Source organism: Nonomuraea sp. NPDC050227, from assembly GCF_044459705.1.
GTDB lineage: Bacteria > Actinomycetota > Actinomycetes > Streptosporangiales > Streptosporangiaceae > Nonomuraea.
The window spans coordinates 77,796-103,674 of the sequence record NZ_JBITJF010000006.1; the positions used below are offsets into that span (position 1 = coordinate 77,796).

30 protein-coding genes are annotated in these 25,879 nt (G+C 71.7%); 12 read left to right on the forward strand and 18 right to left on the reverse strand.

Annotated features, from left to right (window positions below; all coding sequences use genetic code 11):
* Positions 1–37 precede the first annotated feature (37 nt).
* A complete protein-coding gene (locus ACIBK9_RS23850; protein WP_397161175.1) occupies positions 38–679 on the reverse strand; it encodes a hypothetical protein in 642 nt (213 codons plus the stop codon).
* Positions 680–730: 51 nt separating this feature from the next.
* Between ACIBK9_RS23850 and ACIBK9_RS23855 the strand changes: the two genes are divergently transcribed.
* Positions 731–1,099, forward strand: coding sequence for a hypothetical protein (locus ACIBK9_RS23855; protein ID WP_387677305.1), 369 nt, complete (start codon positions 731–733; stop codon positions 1,097–1,099).
* A 33-nt stretch (positions 1,100–1,132) separates the two neighbouring features.
* On the opposite strand, the gene ACIBK9_RS23860 is transcribed toward ACIBK9_RS23855, so the two are convergent.
* Complete coding sequence (locus tag ACIBK9_RS23860) at positions 1,133–2,083, reverse strand: EamA family transporter (protein ID WP_397161179.1); 951 nt, start codon at positions 2,081–2,083, stop codon at positions 1,133–1,135.
* 99 nt (positions 2,084–2,182) lie between these two features.
* Between ACIBK9_RS23860 and ACIBK9_RS23865 the strand changes: the two genes are divergently transcribed.
* On the forward strand, positions 2,183–3,391 hold the full coding sequence (locus ACIBK9_RS23865; protein WP_387677300.1) for a magnesium transporter MgtE N-terminal domain-containing protein: 1,209 nt from the start codon (positions 2,183–2,185) through the stop codon (positions 3,389–3,391).
* A complete protein-coding gene (locus tag ACIBK9_RS23870; RefSeq protein WP_387677298.1) occupies positions 3,381–3,848 on the forward strand; it encodes a DUF1003 domain-containing protein in 468 nt (155 codons plus the stop codon). The genes ACIBK9_RS23865 and ACIBK9_RS23870 overlap by 11 nt, the downstream gene beginning before the upstream one ends.
* On the opposite strand, the gene ACIBK9_RS23875 is transcribed toward ACIBK9_RS23870, so the two are convergent.
* Complete coding sequence (locus ACIBK9_RS23875; RefSeq protein ID WP_397161182.1) at positions 3,832–4,293, reverse strand: MarR family winged helix-turn-helix transcriptional regulator; 462 nt, start codon at positions 4,291–4,293, stop codon at positions 3,832–3,834. The two genes, ACIBK9_RS23870 and ACIBK9_RS23875, sit on opposite strands and share 17 nt — an antisense overlap.
* A gap of 160 nt (positions 4,294–4,453) precedes the next feature.
* On the opposite strand from ACIBK9_RS23875, the gene ACIBK9_RS23880 reads away from it, so the two are divergent.
* On the forward strand, positions 4,454–5,593 hold the full coding sequence (locus ACIBK9_RS23880; RefSeq protein WP_397161184.1) for an Mrp/NBP35 family ATP-binding protein: 1,140 nt from the start codon (positions 4,454–4,456) through the stop codon (positions 5,591–5,593).
* A gap of 68 nt (positions 5,594–5,661) precedes the next feature.
* Here the strand turns inward: ACIBK9_RS23880 and ACIBK9_RS23885 are convergent, their stop codons facing one another.
* The 4 genes from ACIBK9_RS23885 to sigE form a co-directional block, all read right to left on the reverse strand.
* Positions 5,662–6,027, reverse strand: a complete 366-nt coding sequence (locus tag ACIBK9_RS23885) for a sec-independent translocase (protein ID WP_358294385.1) — start codon at positions 6,025–6,027, stop codon at positions 5,662–5,664.
* A gap of 87 nt (positions 6,028–6,114) precedes the next feature.
* On the reverse strand, positions 6,115–7,827 hold the full coding sequence (locus tag ACIBK9_RS23890) for a trypsin-like peptidase domain-containing protein (RefSeq protein ID WP_397161186.1): 1,713 nt from the start codon (positions 7,825–7,827) through the stop codon (positions 6,115–6,117).
* 156 nt (positions 7,828–7,983) lie between these two features.
* Positions 7,984–8,508: an anti-sigma factor gene (locus ACIBK9_RS23895; RefSeq protein WP_352325383.1), complete on the reverse strand. Its 525-nt coding sequence runs from the start codon at positions 8,506–8,508 to the stop codon at positions 7,984–7,986.
* Position 8,509: 1 nt separating this feature from the next.
* On the reverse strand, positions 8,510–9,142 hold the full coding sequence (gene sigE / locus ACIBK9_RS23900) for an RNA polymerase sigma factor SigE (RefSeq protein ID WP_352325382.1): 633 nt from the start codon (positions 9,140–9,142) through the stop codon (positions 8,510–8,512).
* 161 nt (positions 9,143–9,303) lie between these two features.
* Between sigE and ACIBK9_RS23905 the strand changes: the two genes are divergently transcribed.
* A complete protein-coding gene (locus ACIBK9_RS23905; protein ID WP_352325381.1) occupies positions 9,304–9,942 on the forward strand; it encodes an O-methyltransferase in 639 nt (212 codons plus the stop codon).
* Between the two features lie 15 nt (positions 9,943–9,957).
* On the opposite strand, the gene ACIBK9_RS23910 is transcribed toward ACIBK9_RS23905, so the two are convergent.
* On the reverse strand, positions 9,958–11,373 hold the full coding sequence (locus ACIBK9_RS23910) for a leucyl aminopeptidase (protein WP_397161189.1): 1,416 nt from the start codon (positions 11,371–11,373) through the stop codon (positions 9,958–9,960).
* A gap of 75 nt (positions 11,374–11,448) precedes the next feature.
* Positions 11,449–11,616, reverse strand: a complete 168-nt coding sequence (locus tag ACIBK9_RS23915) for a DUF3117 domain-containing protein (protein ID WP_020545024.1) — start codon at positions 11,614–11,616, stop codon at positions 11,449–11,451.
* 159 nt (positions 11,617–11,775) lie between these two features.
* Here ACIBK9_RS23915 and ACIBK9_RS23920 point away from each other — a divergent pair, with 159 nt between their 5' ends.
* Together ACIBK9_RS23920 and ACIBK9_RS23925 are read left to right on the forward strand one after the other, a co-directional pair.
* The gene (locus ACIBK9_RS23920) at positions 11,776–12,573 is read left to right on the forward strand and encodes a PaaX family transcriptional regulator C-terminal domain-containing protein (RefSeq protein WP_387677288.1); all 798 of its coding nucleotides are present in this window, start codon (positions 11,776–11,778) and stop codon (positions 12,571–12,573) included.
* 11 nt (positions 12,574–12,584) lie between these two features.
* The gene (locus ACIBK9_RS23925; RefSeq protein ID WP_358294613.1) at positions 12,585–13,346 is read left to right on the forward strand and encodes an enoyl-CoA hydratase-related protein; all 762 of its coding nucleotides are present in this window, start codon (positions 12,585–12,587) and stop codon (positions 13,344–13,346) included.
* Positions 13,347–13,367: 21 nt separating this feature from the next.
* On the opposite strand, the gene ACIBK9_RS23930 is transcribed toward ACIBK9_RS23925, so the two are convergent.
* The 6 genes from ACIBK9_RS23930 to ACIBK9_RS23955 form a co-directional block, all read right to left on the reverse strand.
* A complete protein-coding gene (locus ACIBK9_RS23930; protein WP_357974337.1) occupies positions 13,368–13,913 on the reverse strand; it encodes a DNA-3-methyladenine glycosylase I in 546 nt (181 codons plus the stop codon).
* The gene (locus tag ACIBK9_RS23935) at positions 13,910–14,530 is read right to left on the reverse strand and encodes a hypothetical protein (protein WP_397161191.1); all 621 of its coding nucleotides are present in this window, start codon (positions 14,528–14,530) and stop codon (positions 13,910–13,912) included. Before ACIBK9_RS23935 ends, ACIBK9_RS23930 begins: the two co-directional genes overlap by 4 nt.
* Before the next feature lie 73 nt (positions 14,531–14,603).
* Positions 14,604–15,188: a TIGR00730 family Rossman fold protein gene (locus ACIBK9_RS23940; protein ID WP_397161193.1), complete on the reverse strand. Its 585-nt coding sequence runs from the start codon at positions 15,186–15,188 to the stop codon at positions 14,604–14,606.
* A gap of 11 nt (positions 15,189–15,199) precedes the next feature.
* Complete coding sequence (locus ACIBK9_RS23945; RefSeq protein ID WP_352352877.1) at positions 15,200–16,000, reverse strand: TIGR00730 family Rossman fold protein; 801 nt, start codon at positions 15,998–16,000, stop codon at positions 15,200–15,202.
* A 238-nt stretch (positions 16,001–16,238) separates the two neighbouring features.
* A complete protein-coding gene (gene dapE / locus ACIBK9_RS23950; protein WP_397161196.1) occupies positions 16,239–17,294 on the reverse strand; it encodes a succinyl-diaminopimelate desuccinylase in 1,056 nt (351 codons plus the stop codon).
* Positions 17,294–18,112 (reverse strand): 2,3,4,5-tetrahydropyridine-2,6-dicarboxylate N-succinyltransferase, encoded by an 819-nt coding sequence (locus tag ACIBK9_RS23955; protein ID WP_352325370.1) that lies wholly within the window; start codon positions 18,110–18,112, stop codon positions 17,294–17,296. Before ACIBK9_RS23955 ends, dapE begins: the two co-directional genes overlap by 1 nt.
* On the opposite strand from ACIBK9_RS23955, the gene ACIBK9_RS23960 reads away from it, so the two are divergent.
* Positions 18,111–18,968: a hypothetical protein gene (locus ACIBK9_RS23960; protein ID WP_397161198.1), complete on the forward strand. Its 858-nt coding sequence runs from the start codon at positions 18,111–18,113 to the stop codon at positions 18,966–18,968. The two genes, ACIBK9_RS23955 and ACIBK9_RS23960, sit on opposite strands and share 2 nt — an antisense overlap.
* A 22-nt stretch (positions 18,969–18,990) precedes the next feature.
* Here ACIBK9_RS23960 and ACIBK9_RS23965 read toward each other — a convergent pair whose 3' ends face one another.
* From ACIBK9_RS23965 to fdxA, 3 genes are all read right to left on the reverse strand, one after another.
* Entirely contained in the window at positions 18,991–19,665 is a 675-nt protein-coding gene (locus ACIBK9_RS23965; protein WP_352352881.1) for a DUF4178 domain-containing protein, read from the reverse strand.
* 78 nt (positions 19,666–19,743) lie between these two features.
* Complete coding sequence (dapC, locus tag ACIBK9_RS23970) at positions 19,744–20,814, reverse strand: succinyldiaminopimelate transaminase (protein WP_397161201.1); 1,071 nt, start codon at positions 20,812–20,814, stop codon at positions 19,744–19,746.
* Positions 20,815–20,908: 94 nt separating this feature from the next.
* Positions 20,909–21,235 carry a ferredoxin gene (fdxA, locus tag ACIBK9_RS23975; RefSeq protein WP_106240826.1) on the reverse strand — a complete coding sequence of 109 codons (327 nt, stop codon included), beginning with the start codon at positions 21,233–21,235 and terminating at the stop codon, positions 20,909–20,911.
* 105 nt (positions 21,236–21,340) lie between these two features.
* Between fdxA and ACIBK9_RS23980 the strand changes: the two genes are divergently transcribed.
* The 4 genes from ACIBK9_RS23980 (at position 21,341) to ACIBK9_RS23995 (ending at position 25,875) form a co-directional block, all read left to right on the forward strand.
* Complete coding sequence (locus ACIBK9_RS23980) at positions 21,341–21,571, forward strand: hypothetical protein (RefSeq protein ID WP_352325366.1); 231 nt, start codon at positions 21,341–21,343, stop codon at positions 21,569–21,571.
* Between the two features lie 119 nt (positions 21,572–21,690).
* Positions 21,691–22,662 (forward strand): ABC transporter substrate-binding protein, encoded by a 972-nt coding sequence (locus ACIBK9_RS23985; RefSeq protein ID WP_358294394.1) that lies wholly within the window; start codon positions 21,691–21,693, stop codon positions 22,660–22,662.
* Positions 22,663–22,763: 101 nt separating this feature from the next.
* Positions 22,764–23,540 carry a methyltransferase domain-containing protein gene (locus ACIBK9_RS23990; protein WP_352352883.1) on the forward strand — a complete coding sequence of 259 codons (777 nt, stop codon included), beginning with the start codon at positions 22,764–22,766 and terminating at the stop codon, positions 23,538–23,540.
* Between the two features lie 226 nt (positions 23,541–23,766).
* Positions 23,767–25,875, forward strand: a complete 2,109-nt coding sequence (locus tag ACIBK9_RS23995; RefSeq protein ID WP_397161204.1) for a hypothetical protein — start codon at positions 23,767–23,769, stop codon at positions 25,873–25,875.
* The last annotated feature ends 4 nt before the right edge of the window (positions 25,876–25,879 follow it).

Below are 25,879 nucleotides of genomic sequence, written 5' to 3' on the forward strand. Positions count from 1 at the left end.
CAGAGCACCCGGCGGACACCAGAAAAGGGCAAAGTGTTCAGCCGGTGACTCCGTGGGCGCGCAGGCGGGCGATCAGGCCGTCGATGCCGCACGGCTGGTTCCAGCCGGTCGAGGAGAAGATCTCGTCCCTGCCGCCGACGGCCCGGCCGCCGGGATCGTCGGTCACCTCGTGCAGGATCACGCCCTGCGGGGGCGTCGACCAGGCGACCGCACGTCCCTCGACGACCTTGCCGGTCGGTCTGGCGCGGTTCATGAACAGCAGCACCCGGGTGCCCGGGGGCACCGCGCGGGCGAAGTCGGCCACGCTGTGGACCGGCGTGCCCGCGTCGTCCACCGCCGCCCCTTGGTAGAAGGCGACGTCCGCGACGTCCGCTGCGGCGGCCTTGAGCCGCTCGCCGACCTGGGTGCGCATGAGGACGTAATGGGTGCGGTCCCCCAGGATGCCCTCCTCGACCACGGGCCCGGCGACCCAGCCCGTCACGTGGCCGGTGACGACGGTCTCCACCTTCCCGGCGAGCGCCTCGGGCGTCGGGGACGCCGGGTAGTCGTACACGACCTGCCGCAGGACGCGCGTGTCCAGCGGGCCCGTACGGGCGGAGGCCCCGCACCCGGCCGGCGGTTCCGGACCGGCGGCGCCGCAGCCCGCGACGAGGAGGAGCACGAGGATGAACGACCGCATACCGGTGAAACGCGCGCGGGCCCCGAGCGGTTCGGGGGTTACAGTCTGATCGTGAGCGACGACATCGCGGCCATCGAGGAGGGCGCCAAGAAGTCCGGCATCCTCTGGCTCGCCCTCGACCGCCCGCGCCTGGCCTGGCACGCCTGGCACGACGGCGCCATCTACCTCGTGACCGGCGGCGGCGAGCAGGACCTGCCGGGGCTCGGCGCGCTCGACCGGGTGCGCGTGACCCTCCGCAGCAAGGACAACGGCGCGCGGCTGGTGGAGTTCGACGCGGCGGTCTCGGTCGTCGACCAGGCCGCGGCGGCCGACGCCGTGGCGGTGCTGGCCAAGGAGCGGCTCAACGCCCCCGACAGCGAGCACCTGACCGAGCGCTGGGCCCGCGACTCGACCGTCCTGCGCCTCACGCCGGACCGCTGACCCTCGGCCGCGCCAGGCCCGCGGCGGCCGGGCTCACACCTGGGCGGTGATCTCGGCCGGCCGGTCCGGGGCGGGGGCCGGTTCGCCGCCCGAGGTGGCGGTCTGGGCGAGCAGCGCGCCGCCGAGCACGATCAGCCCGCCGACGATCTGGAACACCCCCAGCGTCTCGCCGACCAGCGCCCACGCGACCACCGCGCCGCCGATGACCTCCAGCGAGGCGACCGTCGCCCCCACCGCCGCCGACAGCCGCCGCACCATGTTCATGCTGAGGATGTACGCCAGCGCGGTCGCCACCAGCACCAGCCACAGGTACGCCCCCAGCACCGGCAGCGTCGTGCCGCCCTGCGGGGCGACGGAGACCGTGAAAGCCTCCCAGGGGATGTCCCAGGGCTGCGCGAAGGGGACGAGCACGACGGCCGAGCCGACCATGCCCCACGCGACCAGGCCGAGCAGGTCGATGTCGGGGCCCATGCTGTCGCCCATCAGGAAGTAACCGGCGCAGCACGCCCCGGCCAGCAGGCCGAGGAGCAGGCCGACCGCGTCCAGGCGCATGCCCTGCCACGCCTCGACGACGATCGCCAGGCCGACGAACGCGATCACCGCGCCGACGTACGCGGCCCCGGCCAGGCGTACCTTGCGGACGAGCCTGACCCAGGCCACCACCATCACCGGCGCCATGAACTCCAGCAGCAGCGCGATCCCCACCGGCAGCCGGGTGATGGCGACGAAGTAGAGCGACTGCACGCCCGCGACGGCCATCACGGTGTAGAGCCCGAGGAACGGCAGCCGGGCCCGCGGGATGCGCAGGGCCCGCGGCTTGACCACCGCCAGCACCGCGACCAGCAGCAGCCCGGCGCCCGCCATCCGGGTCCAGACGGCCTCGACCGGCGCCAGCCCGGCGGTGATGAGGTACTTGGCCATCGGCCCGGAGAACGCGAAACAACACGACGACACGAATGCCAGTGCGAGCCCCGCCAGCCTCATGGTGTACCCCTAGTGCCCAGTAATCAGCGTTAAATGCGTTTGATACTGACATGCCAGGCAACCGGGGCGCAACGGCGTCTCACTGTTAGCCTGGCCCACGTGAAGATCTTCGTGGCCCGGCTGGCGGGGACCCCCGTCTTCGACCCCACGGGCGATCAGATCGGCCGGGTCCGCGACGTGGTCGTGGGCCTGCGCATCACCGGCAACCCCCAGGTGCACGGCATGGTCGTCGAGGTGCAGCCGCGCCGCCGGGTGTTCCTCCCGATCACCCGCGTGCGCCGCATCGAGGCGGGCGCGGTCGTCTTCACCGGGCGGCTGAACATGCGCAGGTTCGAGCAGCGCGCCTCGGAGACCCTGGTCATCGGCGAGGTGCTCGACCTGTCCGTGCGCGTCGGCGACGAGCCCATGACCGTCTACGACGTCGCCATGGAGGAGACCCTGCCGTCCCGGTGGGAGATCACCAAGGTCGCGCTCTTCAAGGGCCGCCGGCGCGAGCCCAGGACGGTCGACTGGACCGAGGTGTCCGGCTTCGACACCCTGCAGAAGGACCAGGGCGCGGCCGGGCTGATCGCCGCGTTCGAGTCGCTGCGCGCCGCCGACATGGCCAGCGCCCTGCACGAGCTGCCCAGCAAGCGGCGCATCGAGATCGCCCGCGAGCTCGCCGACGACCGCCTGGCCGACGTGCTGGAGGAGCTGCCGCCCGACGACCAGATCGGCATCCTCGGCACCCTCGAACCCGAGCGGGCCGCCGACGTCCTGGAGGAGATGAGCCCCGACGACGCCGCCGACCTGCTGCACGACCTGCCCGAGGACCAGGCGGCCAGGCTGCTGGCGCTCATGGAGCCCGGCGAGGCGGCCCCGGTGCGGCGGCTGCTGACCTACGCCGACGACACCGCGGGCGGCGTGATGACCAGCGAGCCGGTCGTTCTGCCGCCCAACGCGACGGTGGCCGAGGCGCTGGCCCACATCCGCCAGCAGGACCTGCCGCCCGCCGTCGCCGCCCAGGTCTACGTGACCAGGCCGCCCACCGAGACGCCGACCGGCACGTACCTGGGGGTCTCGCACTTCCAGCGGCTGCTGCGCGAGCCGCCCTCGACGCTGCTGGGCCGCGTGCTCGACCCCTCGCTCGACCCGATCAGGCCCGACTTCACCCTGCGCCAGGTCCACGCCTTCCTGGCCAACTACAACCTGGTCGCCGCCCCGGTCGTGGACGAGCTGGGCAGGCTGGTCGGCGCGGTGACCGTCGATGACGTCCTCGACCACCTGCTTCCCGACGACTGGCGCGAGGGGGACCACCGTGACCACTGACCGGCTCGACCAGCCGCGGGCGCTGCGCCGATCGCTGCGCCCGCACTACGACCCCGAGGCGTTCGGCCGCCTCTCGGAGCGCATCGCCCGCTTCCTCGGCACGGCCCGCTTCATCGTCTACATGACGGTGTTCGTGGCGATCTGGGTGATCTGGAACATCGCCGCTCCCCCGGCGCTCAAGTGGGACCCGTACCCGTTCATCTTCCTCACGCTGATGTTGTCGCTCCAGGCCAGCTACGCCGCGCCGCTCATCCTGCTCGCCCAGAACCGCCAGGACGACCGCGACCGCATCCAGTACGAGCAGGACCGCGAGGCCGCCGACCGCAACCAGGCCGAGATCGAGTACCTCACCCGCGAGATCGCCGGCCTGCGCCTGGCGCTCAACGAGGTCGCCACCCGCGACTACCTGCGCGCCGAGCTCGGCCGGCTGCTGGAGGAGCTCAACAAACGTCAGTGACGTCGAGCCTGGCCAGCAGCGCCCGCACCTCGCCGAGGTCGCCCGCGTCCAGCAGGTCGAGGAACTGGTTCTTGACCCCGCGCAGGTACGTCGGCGTGGCCTCGGCCAGCCGCGCGGCGCCCGGCTCGGTCAGCACCGCGAACAGCCCGCGGGCGTCGTCGGAGCACGCCTCCCGCCCGACCAGCCCGTGGCGCTGCAACCGGTCGATCAGCCTGGTCAGCCCGCTGCGCGAGAGCAGCACGCGATCGGCCAGGTCGTTCATGCGCAGCCGCCGCCCCGGCGCCTCGGCGAGCTGCGCCAGCACCTCGTACGAGGCCAGCGGCAGGTCGTGGGCCACCAGCAGCTCGGCCTCCAGGCGGCGGGCGATGCGCACCTGGGCCCGCTGCAACATCCGCCAGACCGCCAGTTCCTCGGCGGTGAGCCCCTCGTCGCGCAGCAGAGTCACGCAGTAACCTTAGACGTTGTTGCACAGACACCTAACAGCGCGGATTAACTGAGCGGCGCCCCTGGTTCATACCATGGAGGGGCATTTCTCACTGGCTTTCAGCGCCTGTCACACATAGACCGACTAAGGAGGGACGGCACTCCCTCGTGCCGAGACTTCGATGGCACCAACCCAGGAACAGGTGACGGCCGCCCTCGCCACCGTCATCGACCCCGAGATCCGTCGCCCGATCACGGACCTCGACATGGTCAAGAACATCGAGATCGCCCCCGACGGCGCGGTCCGGGTGGGCGTCTACCTCACCGTGTCAGGCTGTCCGATGAAGGACACCATCACCCGCGACGTGAAGACGGCGGTCGGCAAGGTCGGCGGCGTGACGGACGTCCAGATCGAGCTCGACGTCATGAGCGCCGAGCAGCGCAAGACCCTGCAGACCAAGCTGCGGGGCGACCGGGGCCCGGAGAAGGAGATCCCCTTCAACCAGCCCGGCTCGCTCACCCGCGTCTTCGCCGTCGCGAGCGGCAAGGGCGGCGTGGGCAAGTCGTCGGTCACGGTCAACCTGGCCGCCGCGATGGCGTCCAACGGCCTCAAGGTCGGCATCGTCGACGCCGACATCTACGGTCACAGCATTCCTCGCATGCTGGGCGCCGCCGAGCGTCCCACCAAGGTCGAGGACATGATCATGCCGCCGTCGGCGCACGACATCAAGGTCATCTCCGTCGGCATGTTCAAGCCCGAGGGCAACTCGCCGGTCGTGTGGCGCGGCCCGATGCTCGACCGGGCGCTCCACCAGTTCCTGGCCGACGTCTACTGGGGCGACCTCGACGTCCTGCTGCTCGACCTGCCGCCGGGCACCGGCGACATCGCCATCTCGGTGGCGCAGCGGCTCCCGTCGGCGGAGATCCTGGTCGTGACCACGCCCCAGCAGGCCGCCGCCGAGGTGGCCGAGCGGGCCGGCTCGATCGCCGCCCAGACCCACCAGCAGATCGCCGGCGTCATCGAGAACATGTCCTGGCTGCCCTGCCCCCACTGCGACGAGCGCGTGGCCGTGTTCGGCGAGGGCGGCGGCCAGACCGTCGCCGACGCCCTGACCCGCACGCTGGGCGCCCGCGTCCCGCTGCTCGGCCAGGTGCCGATCGACCTGCGCCTGCGCGAGGGCGGCGACGAGGGCAAGCCGCTGGTGCTGACCGACCCCGACTCGCCCGCCGCCGCGGAGCTGCGGAAGATCGCCGCCGGTCTGAGCAAGCGCTCCTCCAGCATCAAGGGCATGCAGCTCGGCCTCGCGCCCAACCGTTCCTGACCCGCTCATACGAAGACGGGCCCGCCCAGCGGAAGCTGGGCGGGCCCGTCGCGCGTCTGCAGGGTGCGTCAGGTGGCCTCGGAGTCGTAGGGGGGCAGCTCGCCATAGGCGAGCTCCGACGGCGGCTCAGCGGCGTCGTAGGACGCGACGGCGGCCGGCTCCAGGTCTTTGGGCCGGCCGTTCCAGTCGTCCTCCAGCTCGTCGAGGAGGTGCTTGCGGACGAAGTTCTTCGGGTTGAGGTCGGCGGGGTCGAAGTTCTGGAACTCCGGCCCGAGGCCCGCCCGCAGGTCGTCGCGCGCGTTGTTGGCCATGCGCCGCAGGTTGCGCAGCGTCTTGCCCGCCTGCGAGGCGGCCTGCGGCAACTTGTCAGGACCGAAGACCAGGAGCGCGATGACGATCAGCGCTCCGACCTCCATCCACCCGAGTCCGAACACCGTACGCTCCTACCCGCAGTCCACAATCCTCTCCACAGACTAAAGGCTCCAGTCCGTGGCTGAACCGTCCCCCATGGGTCATATCACTCAGGACGGGGTGGGAGCCGGCTGATCGTCGGCGACGACGGTGAGGGTGGCGGTGCGTTCCGCTCCGGCGCGCTGGTACTTGATGGTGATCTTGGCGCCCGGCGCCTTGCTGCGGATCAGGGCGATCAGCTCGTTGCCGTCCTGCAGCGCCAGCCCGTCGACCTCCAGGATGACGTCGCCCGCCTTCAGCCCGGCCTTGTCGGCGGGACCGTTGGCGTCGACCGGCTGGCGGCCCTCGGCGGGCTCGGAGGCGATGCGCACGCCCTGGCCCTTGTAGTCCTTGTCCAGCACGATGCCGATCTTGGGACGCTTGGCCTTGCCCGTGGTGATCAGCTCCTCGGCCACCCGCCGCGTCTGGTTCACCGGGATCGCGAAGCCCAGGCCGATGCTGCCGCTCTGGCTGTTCACCGAACGGCTGAGGGTGGCGATGGCCGAGTTCACCCCGACCACCTCGCCCCGGCCGTTGACCAGCGGGCCGCCGGAGTTGCCGGGGTTGATGGCGGCGTCGGTCTGGATGGCGCTGATGTAGGCGGGCTCCTCGGTGGCGGCGCCCGTCTCGTCGCCGGCGATGACCGGACGGTTGAGCGAGCTCACGATGCCCGTGGTGACCGTGCCGCTGAGGCCGAGCGGCGAGCCGATGGCGATCACCGGGTCGCCCACCACGACCTGGTCGGAGTTGCCGAGGGTGATCTCCGGCGTGCCGAAGGTCTCCTCGGGCTTGACCACGGCCAGGTCGGAGCCCGGGTCGCGGCCGACGATGCGGCCCGCGGTGGTCTTGCGGTTGTTGAACATGATCTTGATCTCGCCGCCCTTGGCGGCCATGGCGACCACGTGGTTGTTGGTCACCACGTAGCCGTTCTTGATCAGGAATCCGGAGCCGGAGGCGCCCTCGGTGTTGGTGCCGTTGCCGACCTCCAGCGAGACCACGCTGGGCAGGACCCGCGCGGCCACGCCGGCCACCGAGTCGGGTGCCCTGTTGGTCGCGCCCGTCGGGGCCGGGCCGAGGCTGTAGGACGGGTCGGTGCCGCTGCTGCCCGACCTGGTCAGCAGGTACGTGCCGAGGCTGCCGAGCACGGAGGCCACCAGCGCGATGACCACGGCGATCGCGATCAGCGCGCCGGCGTTGAGTCCGCGCCTGGGCAGCGCGCCCGCGCCGGGCCCGCCCTGCGGCGGCGGCGCCCACCCCGGGCCCATGCCCAGGGCCTGCCGCGGCGGCGGCGGGTGGTTGCCGCCGTACGCGCCCATGAAGGGCGGCGGCTGCATCGGCCGCGGCCCGGTCTCCGCCGGCCCGAAGGACGGGGTGTCGTAGGCCCGCGTGCCGCCAGGGCTCTCGAACGGGCTCTCGAACCCCCGCGGCCCGGCGGGGCTCTCGAACGACGGGCCCTCGTACGCCCGCGTGCCCCCGTCCTGCGGCGGCACGCTATCGGAACGGCCCGGCGGCTCGTACGGCGACGCCGGGCTCTCCGAACGACTCGGCGGCTCGTAGGCCGACGCCGGACTGTCGGAACGGCCCGGCGGCTCGTACGGTGACACGCCCGGGGTGTCGGGGCGGCCCGACGGGTCGCCCCAGGACGCGCCGAACGAGGCGGGCGGGTCGGACCGGCGGTCCGCCTGCTCGCCCGGCTCGTCGGCGGGCAGGAACTCCGGCCGCCCCTGTGGCTCGGGGAAGTCCGACGTCGTGCGTCCTTCGCCCGGGCGCGTCTCGTCGGTCATCTACGTCTCACCACTCCTTGCTCGGCCACCGCAATCTTTGCTCTGGCGGCATACGAGGGTCATAAAAGGCTTTGTTTGCGACAAATCCCGAACCCAGATCGTATGCCCCTGGCATCGTCGACTACGCCACCCGAGTATCCCAGGCGAGCCCCCGGTTCAAGGCGTGGCGGTGGGCGGCGCGCTGGTGGCCGGTGAGTGCTGGACCCGCCAGAGCTCGACCGGCGGCGGCGAGGTCTGGGGCCCTGTGCCCGAGACCGCGAAGAAGGTGCCGAGTGCGACGGCGGCGGACACCACGCCCACCGCGACGTAGGCCCCGCGTCGCCTACCGCCCCGCCCAGGGCCCGAGGCCCCAGCGGTGGCGTCCCGGCGCGGGCGGTTGTCCAGGGGCGCGATGCTGTGGGGCCCAGGAATGGGCACCCCCCCGAACGTACGGGTAGGAAAAGGGCGCTCCCTCGGCGGCAGCGGCCCGCCCGGCTCCGCCATGCGCAGCAGCGACATGGTCAGATCGGCCGGCATCGCCGGGCCGTCGAGCGAGCGCAGGCGCGACTTCAGCGCCCGCATCGACTCGACCTCCCGCCGGCAGTCAGCACAGAAGGTCAGGTGGGCGAGCGCGCGATCGCGCTCGGTGTGGTTCAGCTCTCCGTCGACGAGCGCCGAAACGCGTTCTCCTAGATGAGCCATATCAGACTTCCTCCCCACTGATCACGGTCGGGGGGAGTTGGGTAGTACGGGGGGCTCGATGGTCGAGCGCCTCCCGCAACTGCGCCCGGCCACGGTGAATACGGCTTCGGACCGTACCCAGCTTGACGCCGAGCGTGGCCGCGATCTCCTCGTAGGACAGGCCCTCGATGTCACACAGCACGATCGCGGCCCGGAACTCGGGGGCGAGCGCGTCGAGGGCGGCTTGGATATCGGGCTCCAGGTGGGCGTCGTCGAACGCCTGCGCCGGCGACGGCTCACGGCCGCGCAGCCGCTCGGCGGCGTCGTCGGCCAGCCCCTCGAACCGGATGCGCTGCTTGCGCCGCGCCATGTCGAGGAACAGGTTCGTCGTGATCCGGTGCAGCCAGCCCTCGAACGTGCCGGGGGTGTAGCTCGACAGCGACCTGAAGACCCTGACGAAGACCTCCTGCGTGAGGTCTTCGGCATCGTGGACATTGCCGGTAAGCCGGTACGCCAGCCGGTACACGCGTGCGGAGTGAGTCCGCACCACTTCCTCCCATGTGGGAGGCGTCCAATCAGACGACACGGGAGTATCCGCCTGGTGGTCGCTTTCGTCCACCAGCACTCCTCTCTCTGGGACCACCGCTACCGTCATAGTGCCTGGTTTCGTCCCTTCGTGCGCACTGCCTGCCTTCCGGACCGGCAAAGCCCGTTTAAACCTGCAACGCCTTCGGACCGTCCTGAGTTCCCGTGCAGGCGTGACTCCCCTAGGCTGCGATCGGTGACCAATCGCACGAAAGTGGGGGGAGGAGGCCGATGACCAGTCCGGTGGAGGCCACTCTGGCCTATGCGGAGCAGTTCCATCACGAGGATGAGATCCTGCACGCGGCGCGTCAGCGCGGGCTGGAGATGGGTGCGGTGCCCATCCTTCCCGGGGGCGGGGCGGCGCTCTGCTTCCTCGCCACCGTCGTCAACGCCAAGTCGGTCGTCGAGATCGGCACCGGCTGCGGCGTCTCGGGGTTGTGGCTGCTGCGCGGCATGCGCGGCGACGGCACGCTGACCAGCGTCGACGTCGAGCCCGAGCACCAGCGGCTGGCCCGGCAGGCGTTCGCGGAGGCGGGCTTCTCCGGCGGGCGGGTGCGGCTGATCTCGGGCCGGGCGCTCGACGTGCTGCCCCGGCTCTCCGACGGCGGCTACGACATGGTCTTCGCCGACGGCGCCAAGCAGGAGTACGTCGACTACCTGGCCGAGGCGGTGCGCCTGCTGCGCGTCGGCGGCGTGGTGGCCTTCGACAACGCCCTGTGGCACGACCGGGTGGCCGACCCCACGCAGCGCGACCCCGACACGGTCTCGCTGCGCGAGCTGGGCAAGCTGGTGCAGGGGGACGACCGGCTGCGGTCGGTGCTCATGCCCCTGGGCGACGGCCTGCTGGCCGCCGTGAAGATCGCCGACTAGCCCGAGCCGCCCGGGTCAGCCCCGGGTCAGCCACTCCAGCAGCACGCGCACGCCGAACCCGGTCGCGCCCTTGGTCAGGGTGCCCTCGTCGACCGTGCTGCGGCCGACCCCGGCGATGTCGAGGTGCGCCCACGGGCGCTTGCCCGCGAACTCCCGCAGGAACAGCGCCGCCGTGATGGACCCGGCGCCGTAGCGGGAGCCGCTCTCGACGTTGGCCAGGTCGGCGATCGACGACTCCAGGGCCGGGGCGTAGTCGTCGATCAGCGGCATGCGCCAGAGCCGGTCGTCGCTGGCCTGACCGGCGGCCAGCAGCTGGGCGGCCAGGTCTTCGTCGGAGGCGTAGACGGCGCCGACGTTGCGGCCGAGCGCCACGGAGATGGCCCCGGTGAGGGTGGCGATGTCCACGACCGCGTCGGGGTCGAGCTCGGCGTCGGCGTAGGCCAGCGCGTCGGCCAGCACGAGCCGGCCCTCGGCGTCGGTGTTCAGCACCTCGACCGTGCGGCCGCCGTAGTGCCTGATGACGTCGCTGGGACGCTGGGCGGTGCCGGACGGCATGTTCTCGGCGGCGGCGATCAGGCCCGTCACGCGTACGGGGGCGCCCAGCCGGGCCAGCGCGGCCAGCACGGCGATCACCACCGCGCCGCCCGCCATGTCGGTCTTCTGGGTCTTCATGTTCTCGGTCGGCTTGAGCGACAGGCCGCCCGAGTCGAACGTGATGCCCTTGCCCACCAGCACGACGTGCCGCTCGGCCGGCTGCTCGGGGACGTAGGAGAGCTGGATCAGCCGGGGCGGCCGGACCGAGCCGCGCCCGACGGCCAGGATGCCGCCGAACCCCTCGGCCTGGAGCTGCTCCTCGTCCCACACCCGCACCGGCAGGCCCTGCTCGGCGGCGCGCTCGGCGAGCCAGGCGGGATGCTTGACCGAGGAGGGCATGTTGGCCAGGTCACGGGCCAGCGCGACGGCCTCCGCCACGACCTCGGCCCGGCGCAGCGGCTCCGCGTCGGCGCCGGCGAACTCGATCGCCCGCACGCCCTTCCGGGCCTCTTTGCCGATCTTGAAGGTGTATCCGGCCAGCAGCGCGGCCTCGGCGAACGCCGCGACGTCGCCCTCGGGCGGCACCACGGTCAGCGTGTCGCGGCCCTTGACCTTGCGCGCCAGCGCCGCGCCGGCCCTGCGCAACGCCCGCGGCGAGCCGTCGCCGACTCCGTACAGGAGCACGCGCCCGATTCCACCCGCCCGCGCCACCGGGACCTCGACGATCTCGCCCGCCTCGCCCTTGGCCTCGTAGTGGGCCAGCAGGTCGGCGACCGGAAGGTGCAGCTCGACGTACGGCTCGACAGCGGGACGCAGGTCGGCGGCGTAGGGCACGGCCAGCAGCTCGGCGCCCTCAGGAACCTCGGCGACCGCGGAGACGGTGGTCTCGATGGGCACGGAACCCTCCAAACGTCAGCGACCCTGGCGCCGGACTTACGCCAGGGTCGGAGGATCAGGTTGTCTCGGGAGCGCTCAGCCGACGACGTTCTTCAACGCCTCGCCGAGCGCCTTTGCCTCGTCGGCGGAGATCTCCACGACGAGCCGGCCGCCACCTTCGAGAGGGACCCGCATGACTATGCCGCGCCCTTCCTTGGTGACCTCGAGCGGACCATCGCCGGTCCGCGGCTTCATCGCCGCCATGCGTGCATCCCTTCCTGCCTTGGGCTCCCGCGGCCCGCGATTTCCGACCGCCCGAGGGGGTGGTCGGCGCATTCACGTCTTCTGTGATGTCCTATTCTCCCGCATCGAGAGCCCTCATGGGTAACGATCTCCTCCCAGAATGCGTTGTCGAGCCAGGCGATGGCGTCCAAACTGGACTTCGTGCACGCTCGCGCCGCTCTCTTCGACCTGTACGGAGACCACCTGCGTTCGCGCGGTGGGCAGGCGACCGTGGCCGCGCTCGTACGGCTCATGAACCCCCTGGAAATCGCCGCTCCGGCCGTCCGCACGGCGGTCTCGCGGATGGTCCGGCAGGGCTGGTTGCGCCCGCTGCGGCTGCCCCAGGGAGCCGGCTACGGGCTCACGCCGAAATGTGTCAGGCGCCTGGATGAGGCAGCGCTGAGAATTTACCGATCAGGGACACTCGCCTGGCACGGCCGCTGGCACGTGATCGTCATCGAGCCGGTCAGGGAGCGCCAGCGCCGGGAACGGATCAGGGCCGACCTGACCTTCCTCGGCTACGCCTGCCTGTCGGAGACGACGTGGATCGGGCCGCGCTCCTCCATCGAGCTGGACAACCTGCTGGACGGCGAGGGCGTGCGCGCCGACCGGTTCGACGCGGCGCTGGAGGGCGACCCGCGCGAGCTGGTGGCGCGGGCCTGGGACCTGGCGGCCATCGGCGAGGCGTACGAGCACTGGCACGCCGAAGCTGTCACGCTGATCAGCACCCTGCCCGAGGACGCCCCGCCCGACCGGGTGTTCGCCACCAGGAGCAGACTGGTGCACGGTTGGCGCAACTTCCTGTTCCGCGACCCCGGGCTGCCGGCCGAGCTGCTGCCCGCGGGCTGGCCGGGCGAGAAGGCCCGCACGTTCTTCGAGCAGGAGGCCACCAGGCTGCTGCCCGCAGCCGCCGCGTTCGTCGACAGGGAGCTCATGTGATCCGTTACGACATGGCCGACGCCGTCGCCACCGTCACCCTCGACCGGCCGGAGTCGATGAACTCGCTCACGGCCGAGGTCAAGGCCGCGCTGCTGGCGGCGGTCGGCAGGGCGGCGGCCGACCCCGAGGTCAGGGCGGTGCTGCTCACCGGCTCCGGCCGGGCCTTCTGCGCGGGCCAGGACCTGCGCGAGCACGCCGCCAACCTGGCCGCGGGCCGCGGGCTGGCCGACACCGTGCGCGAGCACTACAACCCGATCGTCGAGCTGATCGCCACCATGCCCAAGCCGGTCGTGGCGGCGGTCAACGGCGTCGCGGCGGGCGCGGGCGCGGCCCTGGCCTTCGCCTGCGACCTGCGCGTCGCCTCCGACAAGGCCAAGTTCGCGCTGGCGTTCGCGGGCATCGGGCTGGCCCCCGACTCCGGCGCGTCCTGGACGTTGCAGCGCCTGGTCGGCCGGGGCCGCGCGACCGAGCTGCTGCTGCTCGGCGAGCCGCTCGACGCCTCCGCCGCGCTCGACCTGGGGCTGGTCACGCGGGTGGTGCCCGCCGACGACCTGCCGAAGACCGCTCACGAGCTGGCCGTACGCCTGGCCGCCGGGCCGACCACGGCCTACGCCGCCACCAAGCGCGCGCTGGCCCACTCCGCCACGCACTCGCTGGCCGACTCGCTCGCGCTGGAGGCCGACCTGCAGGACGCGTGCGTGGCCACCGACGACCACCAGGACGCCACCCGCGCCTTCCTGGCCAAGGAGCGGCCGGTGTTCAGAGGCCGCTGACCGGCCGGTGCTCAGGGCCGCTCAGCGGGCCAGGCAGCCCTCGATGTGGTCGTTGACCAGCCCGATCGCCTGCATCAGCGCGTACGCGGTGGTCGGGCCGACGAACCTGAAGCCGTGCTTGCGCAGCTCCTTGGCCAGGGCCTTGGAGCCGGGGGTGATGGCGGGCACGTCGGCCATCGTCCGGGGCACCGGCGCGTCGGGGTCGGCGAACCGCCACACCAGCTCCGACAGGCCCTCGGGCAGGTCGAGCGCGGCCCTGGCGTTGCCGATGACTGCCTCGATCTTGGCCCGGTTGCGGACGATCCCGGCGTCGCCGAGCAGCCGTTCGACGTCGCGCTCGGTGTAGGCGGCCACCTTGACGGTCGAGAAGCCGTCGAAGGCGGCGCGGAAGTTCTCCCGCTTGCGCAGGATCGTCAGCCACGACAGGCCCGACTGGAACGCCTCCAGCGCCACGCGTTCGAAGACCTCGTCGTCGCCCTTGACCGGGCGGCCCCACTCCTCGTCGTGGTAGGTGATGTACAGCGGGTCGCCCATGCCCGGCCAGGTGCACCGGATGAGTTCGGTCACGGGCGCTCGTCCTTGTCCTTGTCCTCTTTGCCCGGAGTCGTGCGCACGGAGTCGTCGTCGTCCTTCTCGAGCTCGTCCTGCTCGGGCTCGTCGTTCTCGGGGTCGTCGGTCTTGGGCTCGGCCTGCTCCGGGAGGCGCCAGTCCGGCTCCTCCGACGGGTCGCGCAGCTCCGGCTCGCCCGCCCACTCCACCGTCGCGCCGCTCGACGTGACCGGGTCGCCGGACTCCGGCAGCTCCCTGGGCGCGGCGGGCGCCTCGGGCTCGTGGTCGGTGCGCAGCCCGGCCCCGGGCGTGGCGTAGATCTCCTGGCGCGCGTGCAGCCGGCTGGACAGCAGCTCCGACACCCGCTGCTCCAGGACGGCGATCCTGGTGTCGCGGGCGCTGATGGCCTGGGCGGCCCGGCGCAGGGTCTCGTCGACGCTCTGCGTGTGGTAGCCGACCAGGTTGACCGGCAGTTGCAGCGCCATGAAGTCGACCGCCGTGAGCGGTCCGGCCTCGGGCAGGTCGAGCGGCGGGACGTCCGGCGGGAACTCGGTCAGCTCCCCGCCTCTGCCGAGGGAGACCAGGACCACGCAGGCCAGGATGGCGATCGCGGCGATGGCGAGTATGACCAGCACATTGGCATCGTACTCATATGGACGAGCACGTTCAGCGATCTACCACAAGTGCGGGCAATCCGGGGCAGGCTGCTCAGCCGGTGGCCTCACCCAGCTCGGCGACGCTCGGACGGACCGGCTGCGGACGCGCTTCGAGATGGGCGAACGCCTCCTCGACCGTGGTCGTCCAGGAGATCGCGTCGAAGACGTCGGCCCGGGTGAAGCCCTCGGCGTGCATGCCGGAGACGAGCTGCCGCAGCGGCTGGTACAGGCCCCACGGGTCGAGGATCACCAGCGGGCGGTCGTGGATGCCGAGCACCCGCGCCGTCCAGATCTCGAACAGCTCCTCCAGGGTGCCGATGCCGCCGGGCAGCACGAGGAAGGCGTCGGAGCGGGCGTCCATGACGGCCTTGCGCTCGCGCATGCCGTCGGTGACGATCAGCTCGTCGGAGTCGGTGTCGGCCACCTCGATGTCCACCAGCACCTGCGGGATCACGCCGACCGTGAACCCGCCGGCGGCGCGGGCGGCGGAGGTGACCGCGCCCATGCACGAGACCGTGGCGCCGCCGCTCACCAGCGTGTGACCACGCCTGGCGAGCTCGGCGCCCACCTCTTCGGCCAGGTCGACGTACTTCCTGTCGATGCGGAGGCTGGAGGCGCAGAAGACGCAGATGTTCACGGGCCGACAGCCTATTGGGGCTCCGCGGTCTGGGCGGCGGCGGCCTCCAGCTCCTCCTCCCGCTGGCGGGAGCGGGCCCGGTCGGAGTCGGCGATGATCCGCACGGCCTCGTCGGGGTCGTCGGTGACGGAGATCAGATCGAGGTCCTGGGCGGCGATCTTGCCGGTGCCGAGCAGGGTGTTCTTGATCCAGTCGAGCAGGCCGCCCCAGAACTCCGAGCCCATCAGCACGACCGGGAACGAGGTGACCTTGTGGGTCTGGACCAGCGTCAGCGCCTCGAAGAGCTCGTCGAGCGTGCCGAAGCCGCCGGGAAGGGCGATGAAGCCGCGCGAGTACTTGACGAACATCGTCTTGCGCACGAAGAAGTAGCGGAACTCGATGCCGAGGTCGACGTAGTCGTTCATGCGCTGCTCGAACGGCAGCTCGATGCCGAGCCCGACCGAGACCGCGCCCTCGACCTCGGAGGCGCCCCGGTTGGCCGCCTCCATGACGCCGGGGCCGCCGCCCGTGATCACCGCGTAGCCGGACTCGGCCAGCGCCCGGCCGAGCCGCCGGCCCATCTGGTATTCGGGGGTGCCCTCGGGGGTGCGGGCCGATCCGAAGACCGTGATCGCCGCGGGCAGCTCGGCGAGCTGGCCGAACCCCTCCACGAACTCGGCCTGGATGCGCAGCACCCGCCACGGGTCCATGTGCACCCAGTCGGACGGCCCCTGCCGGTCGAGCAGCCGCTGGTCGTGGGTGGAGCTGGGGACGAGACTCCCGCGCACGACCGCCTGCCCCTGACGGCGTTCGGCTCGTTGCTTCTGTTCCATGGTGGTCACGCTAGTCCTCTCCGTACCGGCCCGCGGCGCCGTTCCCGACCCCGGCCGCGCCCGCCGAAGCGGACACTTCGAGGATGAACGCCCAGGTCGAAGGCCAGATGAAGGCGCCGAAAAAATCTTGGGAAAAGCAGGGAACCGAATTTCGACCCCCCTGCGTCTAACTGCCGAGGGTGCTGCTCGGGACTGAAAGTGGCTTTCCCCGCCAAATGGCCGGCGAGGAAAGCCACTTTCATTTTGTCAGCCAGTTGAGCAGGGCCCGCTCGCTCTCCGTGATCTTCGGCAGCGACACGTACTCGCCCTGCTGGTGCGCCAGGTTGGGGTCGCCGGGGCCGTAGTTCACGGCCGGGACGCCGAGCGCGGAGAAGCGGGAGACGTCCGTCCAGCCCAGCTTGGCGCGCGGGGTGCCGCCGACCGCGGCGGCGAAGGCGGCGGCCACGGGATGCGTCAGGCCGGGCCTCGCCCCGGGCGCCGCGTCGAGGAAGCTCACCTCGTAGCCCTCGAACACCTCGCGCACGTGCTGCTCGGCCTGCTCGACCGTCAGGTCGGGGGCGAACCGGTAGTTGACGCTGACCACGCACTCGTCGGGGATGACGTTGCCGGCCACGCCGCCGCGCACCGCGACCGCGTTGAGCCCCTCGTGGTACTCCAGCCCGTCGACCACCGGCAGCCGCGCCTCGTAGGCGTTGAGCCTGGCCAGCACCGGCTCGATGCCGTGGACGGCGTTGACCCCGAACCACGACCTCGCGCTGTGGGCCCGCTTGCCGGTCACGGTGACGTCGGCGCGCAGGGTGCCCTGGCAGCCGCCCTCGATCACGCCGTCGGTCGGCTCCATCAGCACCGCGAAGTCGGCCGCCAGCCACTCGGGGTGGTCCCTGGCGACCCTGGTCAGGCCGTTGCGCTCGGCCTCGATCTCCTCGCAGTCGTAGAAGACGTACGTCACGTCGCGGTTGGGGGCCGGGACGGTGGCCGCCAGCTTCAGCGCGACCGCCACGCCCGCCTTCATGTCGGAGGTGCCGCAGCCGTAGAGCAGGTCGCCCTCCACCCGGCTGGGCAGGTTGGCCGCGACCGGGACCGTGTCGAGGTGGCCCGCGATCAGCACCCGCTCGGCCCGGCCGAGGTCGGTGCGGGCCACGATCGTCTCGCCGGAGCGGTCGACCTTCAGGTGCGGCAGCGCGGACAGCGCCCGCTCGACCGCGTCGGCCAGGGCCTTCTCGTCGCCGCTCACCGACTCGATGTCCACGATCACGGCGGTCAGCGCGCGTACGTCCTGTGTCAGGTCCAGCATCAGGTGTTCACTCCATGTTCGCGCAGCACCTCGTTGAGTGCCGCCTTGTCGTGCCGCTGTTCCGGCTCCAGACGCTTGATCACCAGCACGCACGGCAGCCCGAACGTGCCGCCGGGGAACTCCTTCTGCCGCGTGCCGCCGACCGCCACGCACCAGTCGGGCACCCTGCCCCTGGCCAGCTCCTCGCCCGTCTGGACGTCGATCACGGGGATCGTGCCGGACAGGATCGTGCCCGCCCCGATCACCGCGCCCCGGCCCACCCGCGCACCCTCGACGATCATCGAGCGGCTGCCGATGAACGCGTCGTCCTCCACGACGACCGGCACCGCGCCCGGTGGCTCCAGGACGCCGCCGATGCCCACTCCGCCGGACAGGTGCACGTTCTTTCCGATCTGGGCGCATGAGCCCACCGTGGCCCACGTGTCGACCATGGTGCCCGAGTCCACGTACGCGCCGATGTTCGTGAACGACGGCATCAGCACCACCCCCGGCGCCAAGTACGAGCCCCAGCGCGCGATGGCGCCCGGCACCACCCGCACCCCCTCGAAGGAGGTCTTGAGCGGCACCCTGTCGTGGTGCTGGAAGTCGCCCACCTGGGAACGTGCCATGCCCAGCAGCCGGAAGGCGAGCAGGATCGCGCGCTTGGCCCGCTCGTCCACCACGACCTCGCCGCCGACCAGGCGGGCGACCCTCGCCTCACCCTTGTCCAGCAGGTCGACGGCGCCGACGACCTGGATGCGGGCCTCCACGTCGGCCGGGGACAGCTCCGCGCGTCGTTCCCACAGCTCGTCCACCACCGGGGACATCACGTGACTCATGGCCACGGAGCTTATCCGGCCGGGTAGGTTCTTCAGGGTGCGCCTGCGCTTCTCCCGTGGAGTCATCACCATCGCGATCATCGTCGTGGTGCTCGCCGTCGGCGTCTCCGTGGGGCTCTACCTCCTGCTCAAGCGAGCGACGCCGCTGGTCCTCCCGGAGGCCTACTGCATGGTGCGCACCCCCGAGGGCGTCCTGACCCTCGATCCGGAGCAGGCGCAGGTCTCCGCGACCATCGCCGCGGTCGCGGCCCGCCGCCGCCTGCCCGAGCGGGCCGTCGTCATCGCGTACGGCACCGCGTTGCAGGAGTCGAAGCTGCGCAACCTCTCCTGGGGCGACCGCGACTCGGTGGGCGTGTTCCAGCAGCGCGAGTCGCAGGGCTGGGGGCGCAAGAAGCAGCTGATGGACCCGGTCTACGCCAGCAACAAGTTCTTCGCCGCCCTGGTGAAGGTCAAGAACTACCGCAAGCTGCCGCTGGCCGAGGCGGCCCAGGAGGTGCAGCGGTCGGCGGGCGGCTACGCGTACGCGCAGCACGAGCAGGACGCCAAGATCCTGGCCGCCGCCTTCACCGGCCGGGTGCCCAGGTCCGTCCACTGCTGGTATCCGCCGCCCAAGCAGACGCCCGCGCCGCGGGCCAGGACCGCTGAGGCGCGCAAGCAGCTGGCCAGGGCGCTCGGCGATCCGGCGATCACGACGAAGAAGCGGGGCTGGCTGGTGGCGTCCTGGTCGGTGGCGTACGCGGAGAAGTACCAGCTGCGGCGCGTCGGCTACAGCGGCGCGACCTGGGTCAACGACGTCGAGGCGGACGGCTGGAAGAAGGGCGGCCAGGCCGGCGACGGCGAGGTCGAGCTGTCCTGACCGCCCGCGTCCGCGGTGGCCGTCAGGTGGCGCGGGTGACGATGGTGATCGAGCCCGGCGGCAGCGGCTGGGCGTAGCTGGCGCTCCAGGCATGGCCCTGGATGCGGTCGAAGGAGAGCAGACGGCCGTCGGAGGCGTGGTAGTCGGCGAAGTCGAGCAGGCCGCGTTCGGGGTTGCCGGTCTCGCCCTCGCTCCTGAAGGCCGCCGTGCCGCGCTGGATCGGGAAGAACTCCACGCCCTCCATGATCAGCATGCTCTTGGCCGGGACCATGCCCTGCGTCGGCACCTCGGTCCACAGCAGCACCTCAAGATGGGACGCCTCGCCCGCGGCCTTGCCCTCGCGCACCTCGACCGAGAGCCACAGGCGGCGGCGGGCGACGTCGCGCAGCAGGTATTCGATCCACTGCCGGCCCTGCCAGGAGACGTGCATCGCGCCGAGCACCCGGTAGGGGGAGCCGTGCACCTCGATCCGGTCGGCGACCTGGATCGTGCGAGGGTCGGCGTAGTCGGTGCCGGCATGCCCGGGGGCCTCGACCGGCGCCGGCAGCGGGGCCTCGACCGGAGCGACCTCGGCCGGTGGCGGCGGCGCGCTCGACCGGCCCCTCCTGTCCTGCCGCATGGTGGCCAGGAACGCCCCCAGCAACAACAGGACGGTGGCGATGCTCAGCCCGAGTACGACCATGGAGGTCATGCTCATCCGTCAGCTCGCTCCACTCGCGGTCTGTCTCGGCAGACGCCTTTTTTTCAATTTGTCCGTGCGTTACGACGGGCGATCCTACTGGAGGCGGCGCACGGCCGCACTGATGCGTTCGTCGGTGGCGGTCATCGCGACGCGGATGTGCCGTCCACCAGCCGATCCGTAGAAGTCTCCCGGCGCGACCAAAATCCCGATTTCGGACAGCTTACTCACTTGATCCCACGCGTTCTGCCCATTCGACGCCCATAGGTACAGACCGGCGGTCGAATGGTCGATCGTCCACCCCGCCCGCTCCAGCGCGGGACGCAGCACGGCGCGCCGCGCGGAGTACAGCTCGCGCTGGCGTTCGGCGTGCGCGTCGTCGCCGAGCGCGACCGTCATCGCGTCCTGGACCGGCTTCGGCATGAGCATGCCGGCGTGCTTGCGCGTCTCCAGCAGCCGCTTGACCAGGACGGGATCGCCCGTCACGAACCCGGCCCGGTAGCCGGCCAGGTTGGAGCGCTTGGAGAGCGAGTGGACGGCGAGCAGCCCCTCGTGGGAGCCCCCGCAGACGTCGGGATGGAGGATGGAGACCGGCTGCTCTTCCCAGCCGAGCTCGATGTAGCACTCGTCGGAGGCCACGACCGTGCCGCGCTCGCGCGCCCAGGAGACCACCTTGCGCAGGTGCTCGGCGGGCAGCACGCGCCCGGTCGGGTTGCCCGGGGAGTTGATCCAGAGCAGGTCGACGTGCTCGGGGCCGACCGACAGCGTGCTGTCGGAGGCGGTGGCGGTCGCGCCGGCGAGCCGGGCGCCCACGTCGTAGGTGGGGTAGGCCAGCTCGGGGAAGACCACCCGCCGGGCGCCGAGGTAGGTGGGCAGCCAGGCGACGAACTCCTTGGAGCCGATCAGCGGCAGGACGTCCTGCTGGTCGACGGTGACGCCGTGGCGGCGCCGCAGCCAGCCGGCGGCGGCCTCGCGCAGCGCCTTCGTGCCGTGGGTCAGCGGATAGCCGGGGCTGTCCGCCGAATCGCGCAGCGCCTGCTGGACGGCCTCGGGCACCGGGTCGACGGGGGTGCCGACCGAGAGGTCGACGATGCCGTCGGGGTGCGCCAGGGCGCGTTCCTTGTACGGTTCGAGCCGGTCCCAGGGGAAGTCGGGCAGCTTGTTCACGGTTCTCCAGGGTCGTTCGGGGCCGTACACGCCTGCGGCGGACGCGGGCGCGCGGGGGCCGCCCGACGTGGACGGCCCCGGCGCACGCGACTCGCTAGTGGTCCTCGCCCTGCGGCGGCAGCGCGGCCACCACCGGGTGGTCCTTCTCGATCTTGCCCACCTTCGAGGCGCCTCCGGGCGAGCCGAGGTCCTCGAAGAAGTCCACGTTCGCCTTGTAGAAGTCCTTCCACTGCTCGGGAAGGTCGTCCTCGTAGAAGATGGCCTCGACGGGGCACACAGGCTCGCACGCGCCGCAGTCCACGCACTCGTCGGGGTGGATGTAAAGCATGCGCTCGCCCTCGTAGATGCAATCGACGGGGCACTCCTCGATGCACGCCTTGTCCAGGACGTCCACGCAAGGCTGCGCGATGACGTAGGTCACCTCGAGCTCCTTTTTCTCCGCACCATGGCATGACTCTGACCGCGGTTTGCTACGCCCTAGTATTGCCGTGCTTGCCAGCTGGCCGAAACGGAGGGTGGCAAACTCATGGCCGCACGCCTCGTCGTCGCGATCACAACTCAGGACATAGGCGCACGGATCACCACTCGAAGGCGCGTCCCAGAGGGCTTTCGGGACGCCGTCGGCGTGCTCGAATCCTGGACGGACGGCGTGTTGCGCGTTCGCAAGCGGGACGGCACTTTGGTGGAGATCGACGAGGAATCGCTGGTCGCGGCCAAGGTCGTTCCGGTCGCGCCTCCTCGACCTCGGGCGAAGTAACGGTAAGTATTCATTGTGTGACCGTACGTATCTGCGCCGCCGTAGCAGCCGTTCTCGCCAGCGCCGGATGCGGCGCGTCCACATCGCCGTCCACGTCCGAGGGGTCCAAGGACCTTCCGGTGCTCAACGTCCGGGCCGCGTCGCTGAAGCAGGGCTTCGGCACGATGGAGCGCCTGGCCGAGGCCGCCAAGCGCGAGGGCCAGCTCACCGTGATCGGCCTGCCGCACGACTGGGTGAACTACGGCGAGATCATCGACACCTTCGCCGACAAGTACGACATCAAGGTCAACGAGCTGGAGCCGGGCGCCAGCAGCAAGCGTGAGCTCGACGCCGCCGACCAGCTCAAGCCGGACGTGTTCGATCTCACCCTGGACATGGCCGTCTACGGGGCCGACAAGTTCGCGCCGTACAAGGTGACGGGCTGGCAGGACCTGCCCGACTTCGTCAAGGACCCCAAGGGGGCCTGGTACGGCGCGTACGGCGGCTACATGTCGATCGGCTACGACCCGCGCGAGGTCAAGGCCCCGGCCTCCTTCGCCGACCTGCTCAAGCCCGGCTACCGCGTCGCGCTCGACGGCGACCCGCTGCGCTCGGCGGCGGCGTTCGGCGGCGTGATGGCCGCGTCCATGAAGGCCGGCGCCAAACCGGACGCCAGGCAGGGGGTGGACCTGTTCGCCAAGCTCAAGCAGGCCGGGCAGCTCGTCGAGCCGGCCAAGGCGAACGTGATCATCGACTGGGACCACCTCAACGCGGCCCGCAGCGCCGACCACGCCGACTCCTGGGAGGTGACGATCCCGCGCGACGCGCCGTTCGGCGGGTACCACGTCCAGGCGATCAGCAAGACCGCCCCGCACCCGGCCGCCGCCCGGCTGTGGCAGGAGTTCCTGTTCTCCGACGAGGGCCAGAACCTGCTGCAGAAGGGCTACGCCCGTCCGGCGCGCGGCGAGGCCATGCTCATGAAGGGCAAGCTCGACACCGAGCAGGCCGCCCGGCTGCCCAAGGCCGCCGGCCCGCCCGTGCTCATGACGATCCCGCAGACGGACGCGGCGAAGGCGTACCTCAAGCGGGAATGGAGCAAGAGCGTGGGATGAGTCCGTTGTGACTTGATATGTCGTAGAGACGATCAGGCTCTAAAGTGAACGGACAGCACGGCCACGGGGGCCCGATGTCTGACGAATGTGAGCTGATCGTCTTGCGATACGACGCACCGAGCTTGGAGCGGTGGAACAGTCGCGCCTACGACAGCAGTTTCGGGTACGTCTCCACCCAGGGCGCGCCGCTGGTCGACCTCCTCGACCCGCAGCCCGGGGAGCGCGTGCTCGACCTCGGGTGCGGCACCGGGGTGCTGACCGCGCAGATCGCCTTCAGGGGCGCGGACGTCCTGGGCATCGACGGTTCCGCCGCGATGATCGAGAAGGCGCTGGCCCAGTACCCGGGGATCGACTTCATCATCGGCGACGGCCACGACTTCACCGTGGTGGACCCGTACGACGCCGTCTTCTCCAACGCGGCACTCCACTGGATGAGCCGCGACCCCGCCACCGTGATCGCCAACGTCCGCGAGGCGCTGAAGCCGGGCGGCCGGTTCGTCGCGGAGATGGGCGGCGCGGGCAACTGCGCGGAGCTGACCGCCGCGATGCTGACCGCCTGGCGCGAGTACGGCCTGCGCGAGCCCGATCTGCCGTGGTACTTCCCCACTCCCGCCGAGTACGCGCGCCGGCTGGAGCAGGAGGGCTTCGTGGTCCGGCTGCTGGAGTACTTCGACCGGCCGACGCCGCTCGACGAGTGCCCCGGCGGGGCCGCCGACTGGGTGCGCATGTTCGCCTCGTCCGTGCTCGAAGGACTGCCGCCGGAGATCGTGGACCCCCTGCTCGGACGGGTCAACGAGCTGGCCGCGCCCGCCCTCCGGAGGGAGACGGGCTGGATGGCCGACTACGTGCGTCTACGCTTTGCCGCTGTTCGGCGCTGATGCGTAGTGCATGATGCGTAGGGCTGTTTTGCCGGACTATGGTCTGTTCCGTGGGCGGCGAGATGTTGGCTGCGCCGCTCCGGCGGCGTGAGGGGCTGGTGAACGGAACGGGATGAACTTCTGCCTGAGCGACCTCGTTCCACCGTTGAGGTGGAGCGACGCGTCGACGATCACGCTACTGACCGGGCAGCCGGATCTGCCGGACGCGTGGTGGCGAAGCCTGCCCATGCCGCTGGTGCTCGCAGCCATCGGCCCGGAGTCACTGGGCGAGCTGCTGACCGAGATCGCGCTGGAGCACTGGCCGGCCGCCGCCATTGGCGACGTCCTGCCGGCTCTGCACGTCCTGGACCCGGACGAGGCCGACGAACCCGCCGTCGCCATCGCGCTCGACCGCGCCGGGTCGTGGACGGGGCTGCTCTCGCTGACCGGGCGGGAGCTGGTGGACCAGCCGTTCATCCAGGCCCGGCCGGTGCTCAACACGTTGTTCGGGGCGGTGCTCGTCCGGCTGGCGCATCCGTACGCGGGTGGGCGGCAGGCCGAGGCGCACGTGCCGGCGGCTCTCGCGGCCCCGGCGGACGCCGTCGTGGCGGCGGAGCTCGACCACGAGCCCGCGTTCCCTGAGGGCGGGGCCGCTGCGGAGGCCGTCGGGGAGGCGGCCGGCCGTGACGGCGAGCGGGTGCTCGACGCCGACTCCGAGCCGGTCGTCGAGGAGGTGCCGCGGCCCGAGGCCGAGCCCGTGCTCGACGCCGCCGAGGAGCCCGCGCCCGAGCCCGCCGCCGCGGAGGCGTCCGCCCTGGAGGCGGAGGGGGTCGGCGGCGAGCCGGAGCCTTTCTCCACGGACGATCACGACGAAGAGGCTGAACGGCGCGAACCCGCCGACCTCGACAGCTCCGCCGACGTCCCTGAGGTCCTTGAGGGGCGGGAGGAGGAGCGGGCCGAGGCCGCACAGTCCGAGGCATCCACCGATCACGCCGAGCCCGAGGCGCACGCCGAGCAGCCCGAGCACGACACCGAGCCTGAGCGCGAGGCCGAGCCCGAGCGCGAGGCCGACTTCGAGCACTCCGAGGCCGACGCCGAGCACGCCGAGCCCGAGGCGGACGCCAGGCACGCCGAGCACCGCGAGGCCGAGGCTGAGCACCGCGAGCCTGAGGCCGACGCCAGGCACGCCGAGCCTGAGGCCGACGCCGGGCACGCCGAACCCGACGGGGCGGACGCCGAGCACGCCGCGTCCGCCGAGGGCGGCGAGGAGTTGTCCGAGCTGATCGAGGCCGCGTTCGCCGGGCTCGACGACAAGAGCTGGGCCGTGGCGCAGAACCGCGTCTTCACCGACGAGCCCTCGGCGGTCGACCAGCTGGCCAAGCTGTTCGCCGTCCCCCCGGCCGACATCTCCGCCACCGAGCGGGAGCTGCGCGTCCGTCTCGACCAGTGGCTGGCCAGCGAGGAGGCCGCGCCGTACCGCGCCCACCTGGACGAGCTGCGCAGGACGCTGGGCCCGGCCGCGCCCAAGGAGCAGCTGATCGGCGCGGCCGACTGGCACGCCAGGGAGATCCGCGCGCTGGAGGTGCCGGCCTGGCAGTTCGTGCTGGCCACGCTGCCCGCGCAGCCGAACCAGCCGGCGGAGTTCCAGCAGCCGGTGGAGTTCCAGCAGCCGCACTCGGCGTTCGCCGCGATGCAGCCGCCGCCTCCCCTGCCGCCACCGCCCATGCCACCGCCGCCGCCTCCGGCCGGTCCGCCCGGTCCGCCGCAGTTCCAGGCGTTCACGCCGGTCCCGCCGCCGCCCGCGGAGGGCAACGGCGGGGCGGAGCAGAACAAGCCGTACCAGCCGCTCAAGGACGTCTCCCAGACCAGGCGCTGCTTCCGGCAGCCGGACGGCCGCTGGTGGCTGCGGATCGACGTGACCGCCGAGCAGCTGGCCGGCGGCGAGTGCGCCCTCCCGACGGGCTTCGCGGCCTACCTGGGCCTGTCCCCCGGCGAGAGCCGGGCGGTCAGGAGCGCGGCTGGCGAGCTGACCATGACCTGGCACGGCAGGCCGGTGCTGGAGTCCATCGAGCGTCTGCTCGTGGACGTCGGCGCCAAGGAGGGCGGACACCTGTTCCTCACGCTGTCGGACGAGGGCGTCCTGCGCGCCCGTCACCTGCCGGTCGCCGCCCAGAACGCCGAGAGCATCACCAAGGCGCTGCGCCTGGTCGGCTACACGGCGCCGGGCGGCACCCGGGACCAGGCGGCCAGAGTGATCGCGACGAGGATCGGGCTCACCGGCCCCGTCGGGCTGCCCGACCTGCTCACCAGGCTCCGCGAACGCGGCGACCGCGACCTGCTCGCCCTCTTGGACTGACCGC

Bases quoted from the DNA above. Each gene is read 5' to 3' on its own strand.
- ACIBK9_RS23850 (WP_397161175.1), bottom strand. From the start codon at position 679: ATGCGGTCGTTCATCCTCGTGCTCCTCCTCGTCGCGGGCTGCGGCGCC.
- ACIBK9_RS23860 (WP_397161179.1), bottom strand. From the start codon at position 2,083: ATGAGGCTGGCGGGGCTCGCACTGGCATTCGTGTCGTCGTGTTGTTTC.
- ACIBK9_RS23880 (WP_397161184.1), top strand. From the start codon at position 4,454: ATGGCACCAACCCAGGAACAGGTGACGGCCGCCCTCGCCACCGTCATC.
- ACIBK9_RS23890 (WP_397161186.1), bottom strand. From the start codon at position 7,827: ATGACCGACGAGACGCGCCCGGGCGAAGGACGCACGACGTCGGACTTC.
- ACIBK9_RS23895 (WP_352325383.1), bottom strand. From the start codon at position 8,508: ATGGCTCATCTAGGAGAACGCGTTTCGGCGCTCGTCGACGGAGAGCTG.
- sigE (WP_352325382.1), bottom strand. From the start codon at position 9,142: ATGACGGTAGCGGTGGTCCCAGAGAGAGGAGTGCTGGTGGACGAAAGC.
- ACIBK9_RS23905 (WP_352325381.1), top strand. From the start codon at position 9,304: ATGACCAGTCCGGTGGAGGCCACTCTGGCCTATGCGGAGCAGTTCCAT.
- ACIBK9_RS23915 (WP_020545024.1), bottom strand. From the start codon at position 11,616: ATGGCGGCGATGAAGCCGCGGACCGGCGATGGTCCGCTCGAGGTCACC.
- ACIBK9_RS23920 (WP_387677288.1), top strand. From the start codon at position 11,776: ATGGCGTCCAAACTGGACTTCGTGCACGCTCGCGCCGCTCTCTTCGAC.
- ACIBK9_RS23925 (WP_358294613.1), top strand. From the start codon at position 12,585: ATGGCCGACGCCGTCGCCACCGTCACCCTCGACCGGCCGGAGTCGATG.
- ACIBK9_RS23945 (WP_352352877.1), bottom strand. From the start codon at position 16,000: ATGGAACAGAAGCAACGAGCCGAACGCCGTCAGGGGCAGGCGGTCGTG.
- dapE (WP_397161196.1), bottom strand. From the start codon at position 17,294: ATGCTGGACCTGACACAGGACGTACGCGCGCTGACCGCCGTGATCGTG.
- ACIBK9_RS23960 (WP_397161198.1), top strand. From the start codon at position 18,111: ATGGCCACGGAGCTTATCCGGCCGGGTAGGTTCTTCAGGGTGCGCCTG.
- ACIBK9_RS23955 (WP_352325370.1), bottom strand. From the start codon at position 18,112: ATGAGTCACGTGATGTCCCCGGTGGTGGACGAGCTGTGGGAACGACGC.
- ACIBK9_RS23965 (WP_352352881.1), bottom strand. From the start codon at position 19,665: ATGAGCATGACCTCCATGGTCGTACTCGGGCTGAGCATCGCCACCGTC.
- ACIBK9_RS23980 (WP_352325366.1), top strand. From the start codon at position 21,341: ATGGCCGCACGCCTCGTCGTCGCGATCACAACTCAGGACATAGGCGCA.
- ACIBK9_RS23995 (WP_397161204.1), top strand. From the start codon at position 23,767: ATGCCGCTGGTGCTCGCAGCCATCGGCCCGGAGTCACTGGGCGAGCTG.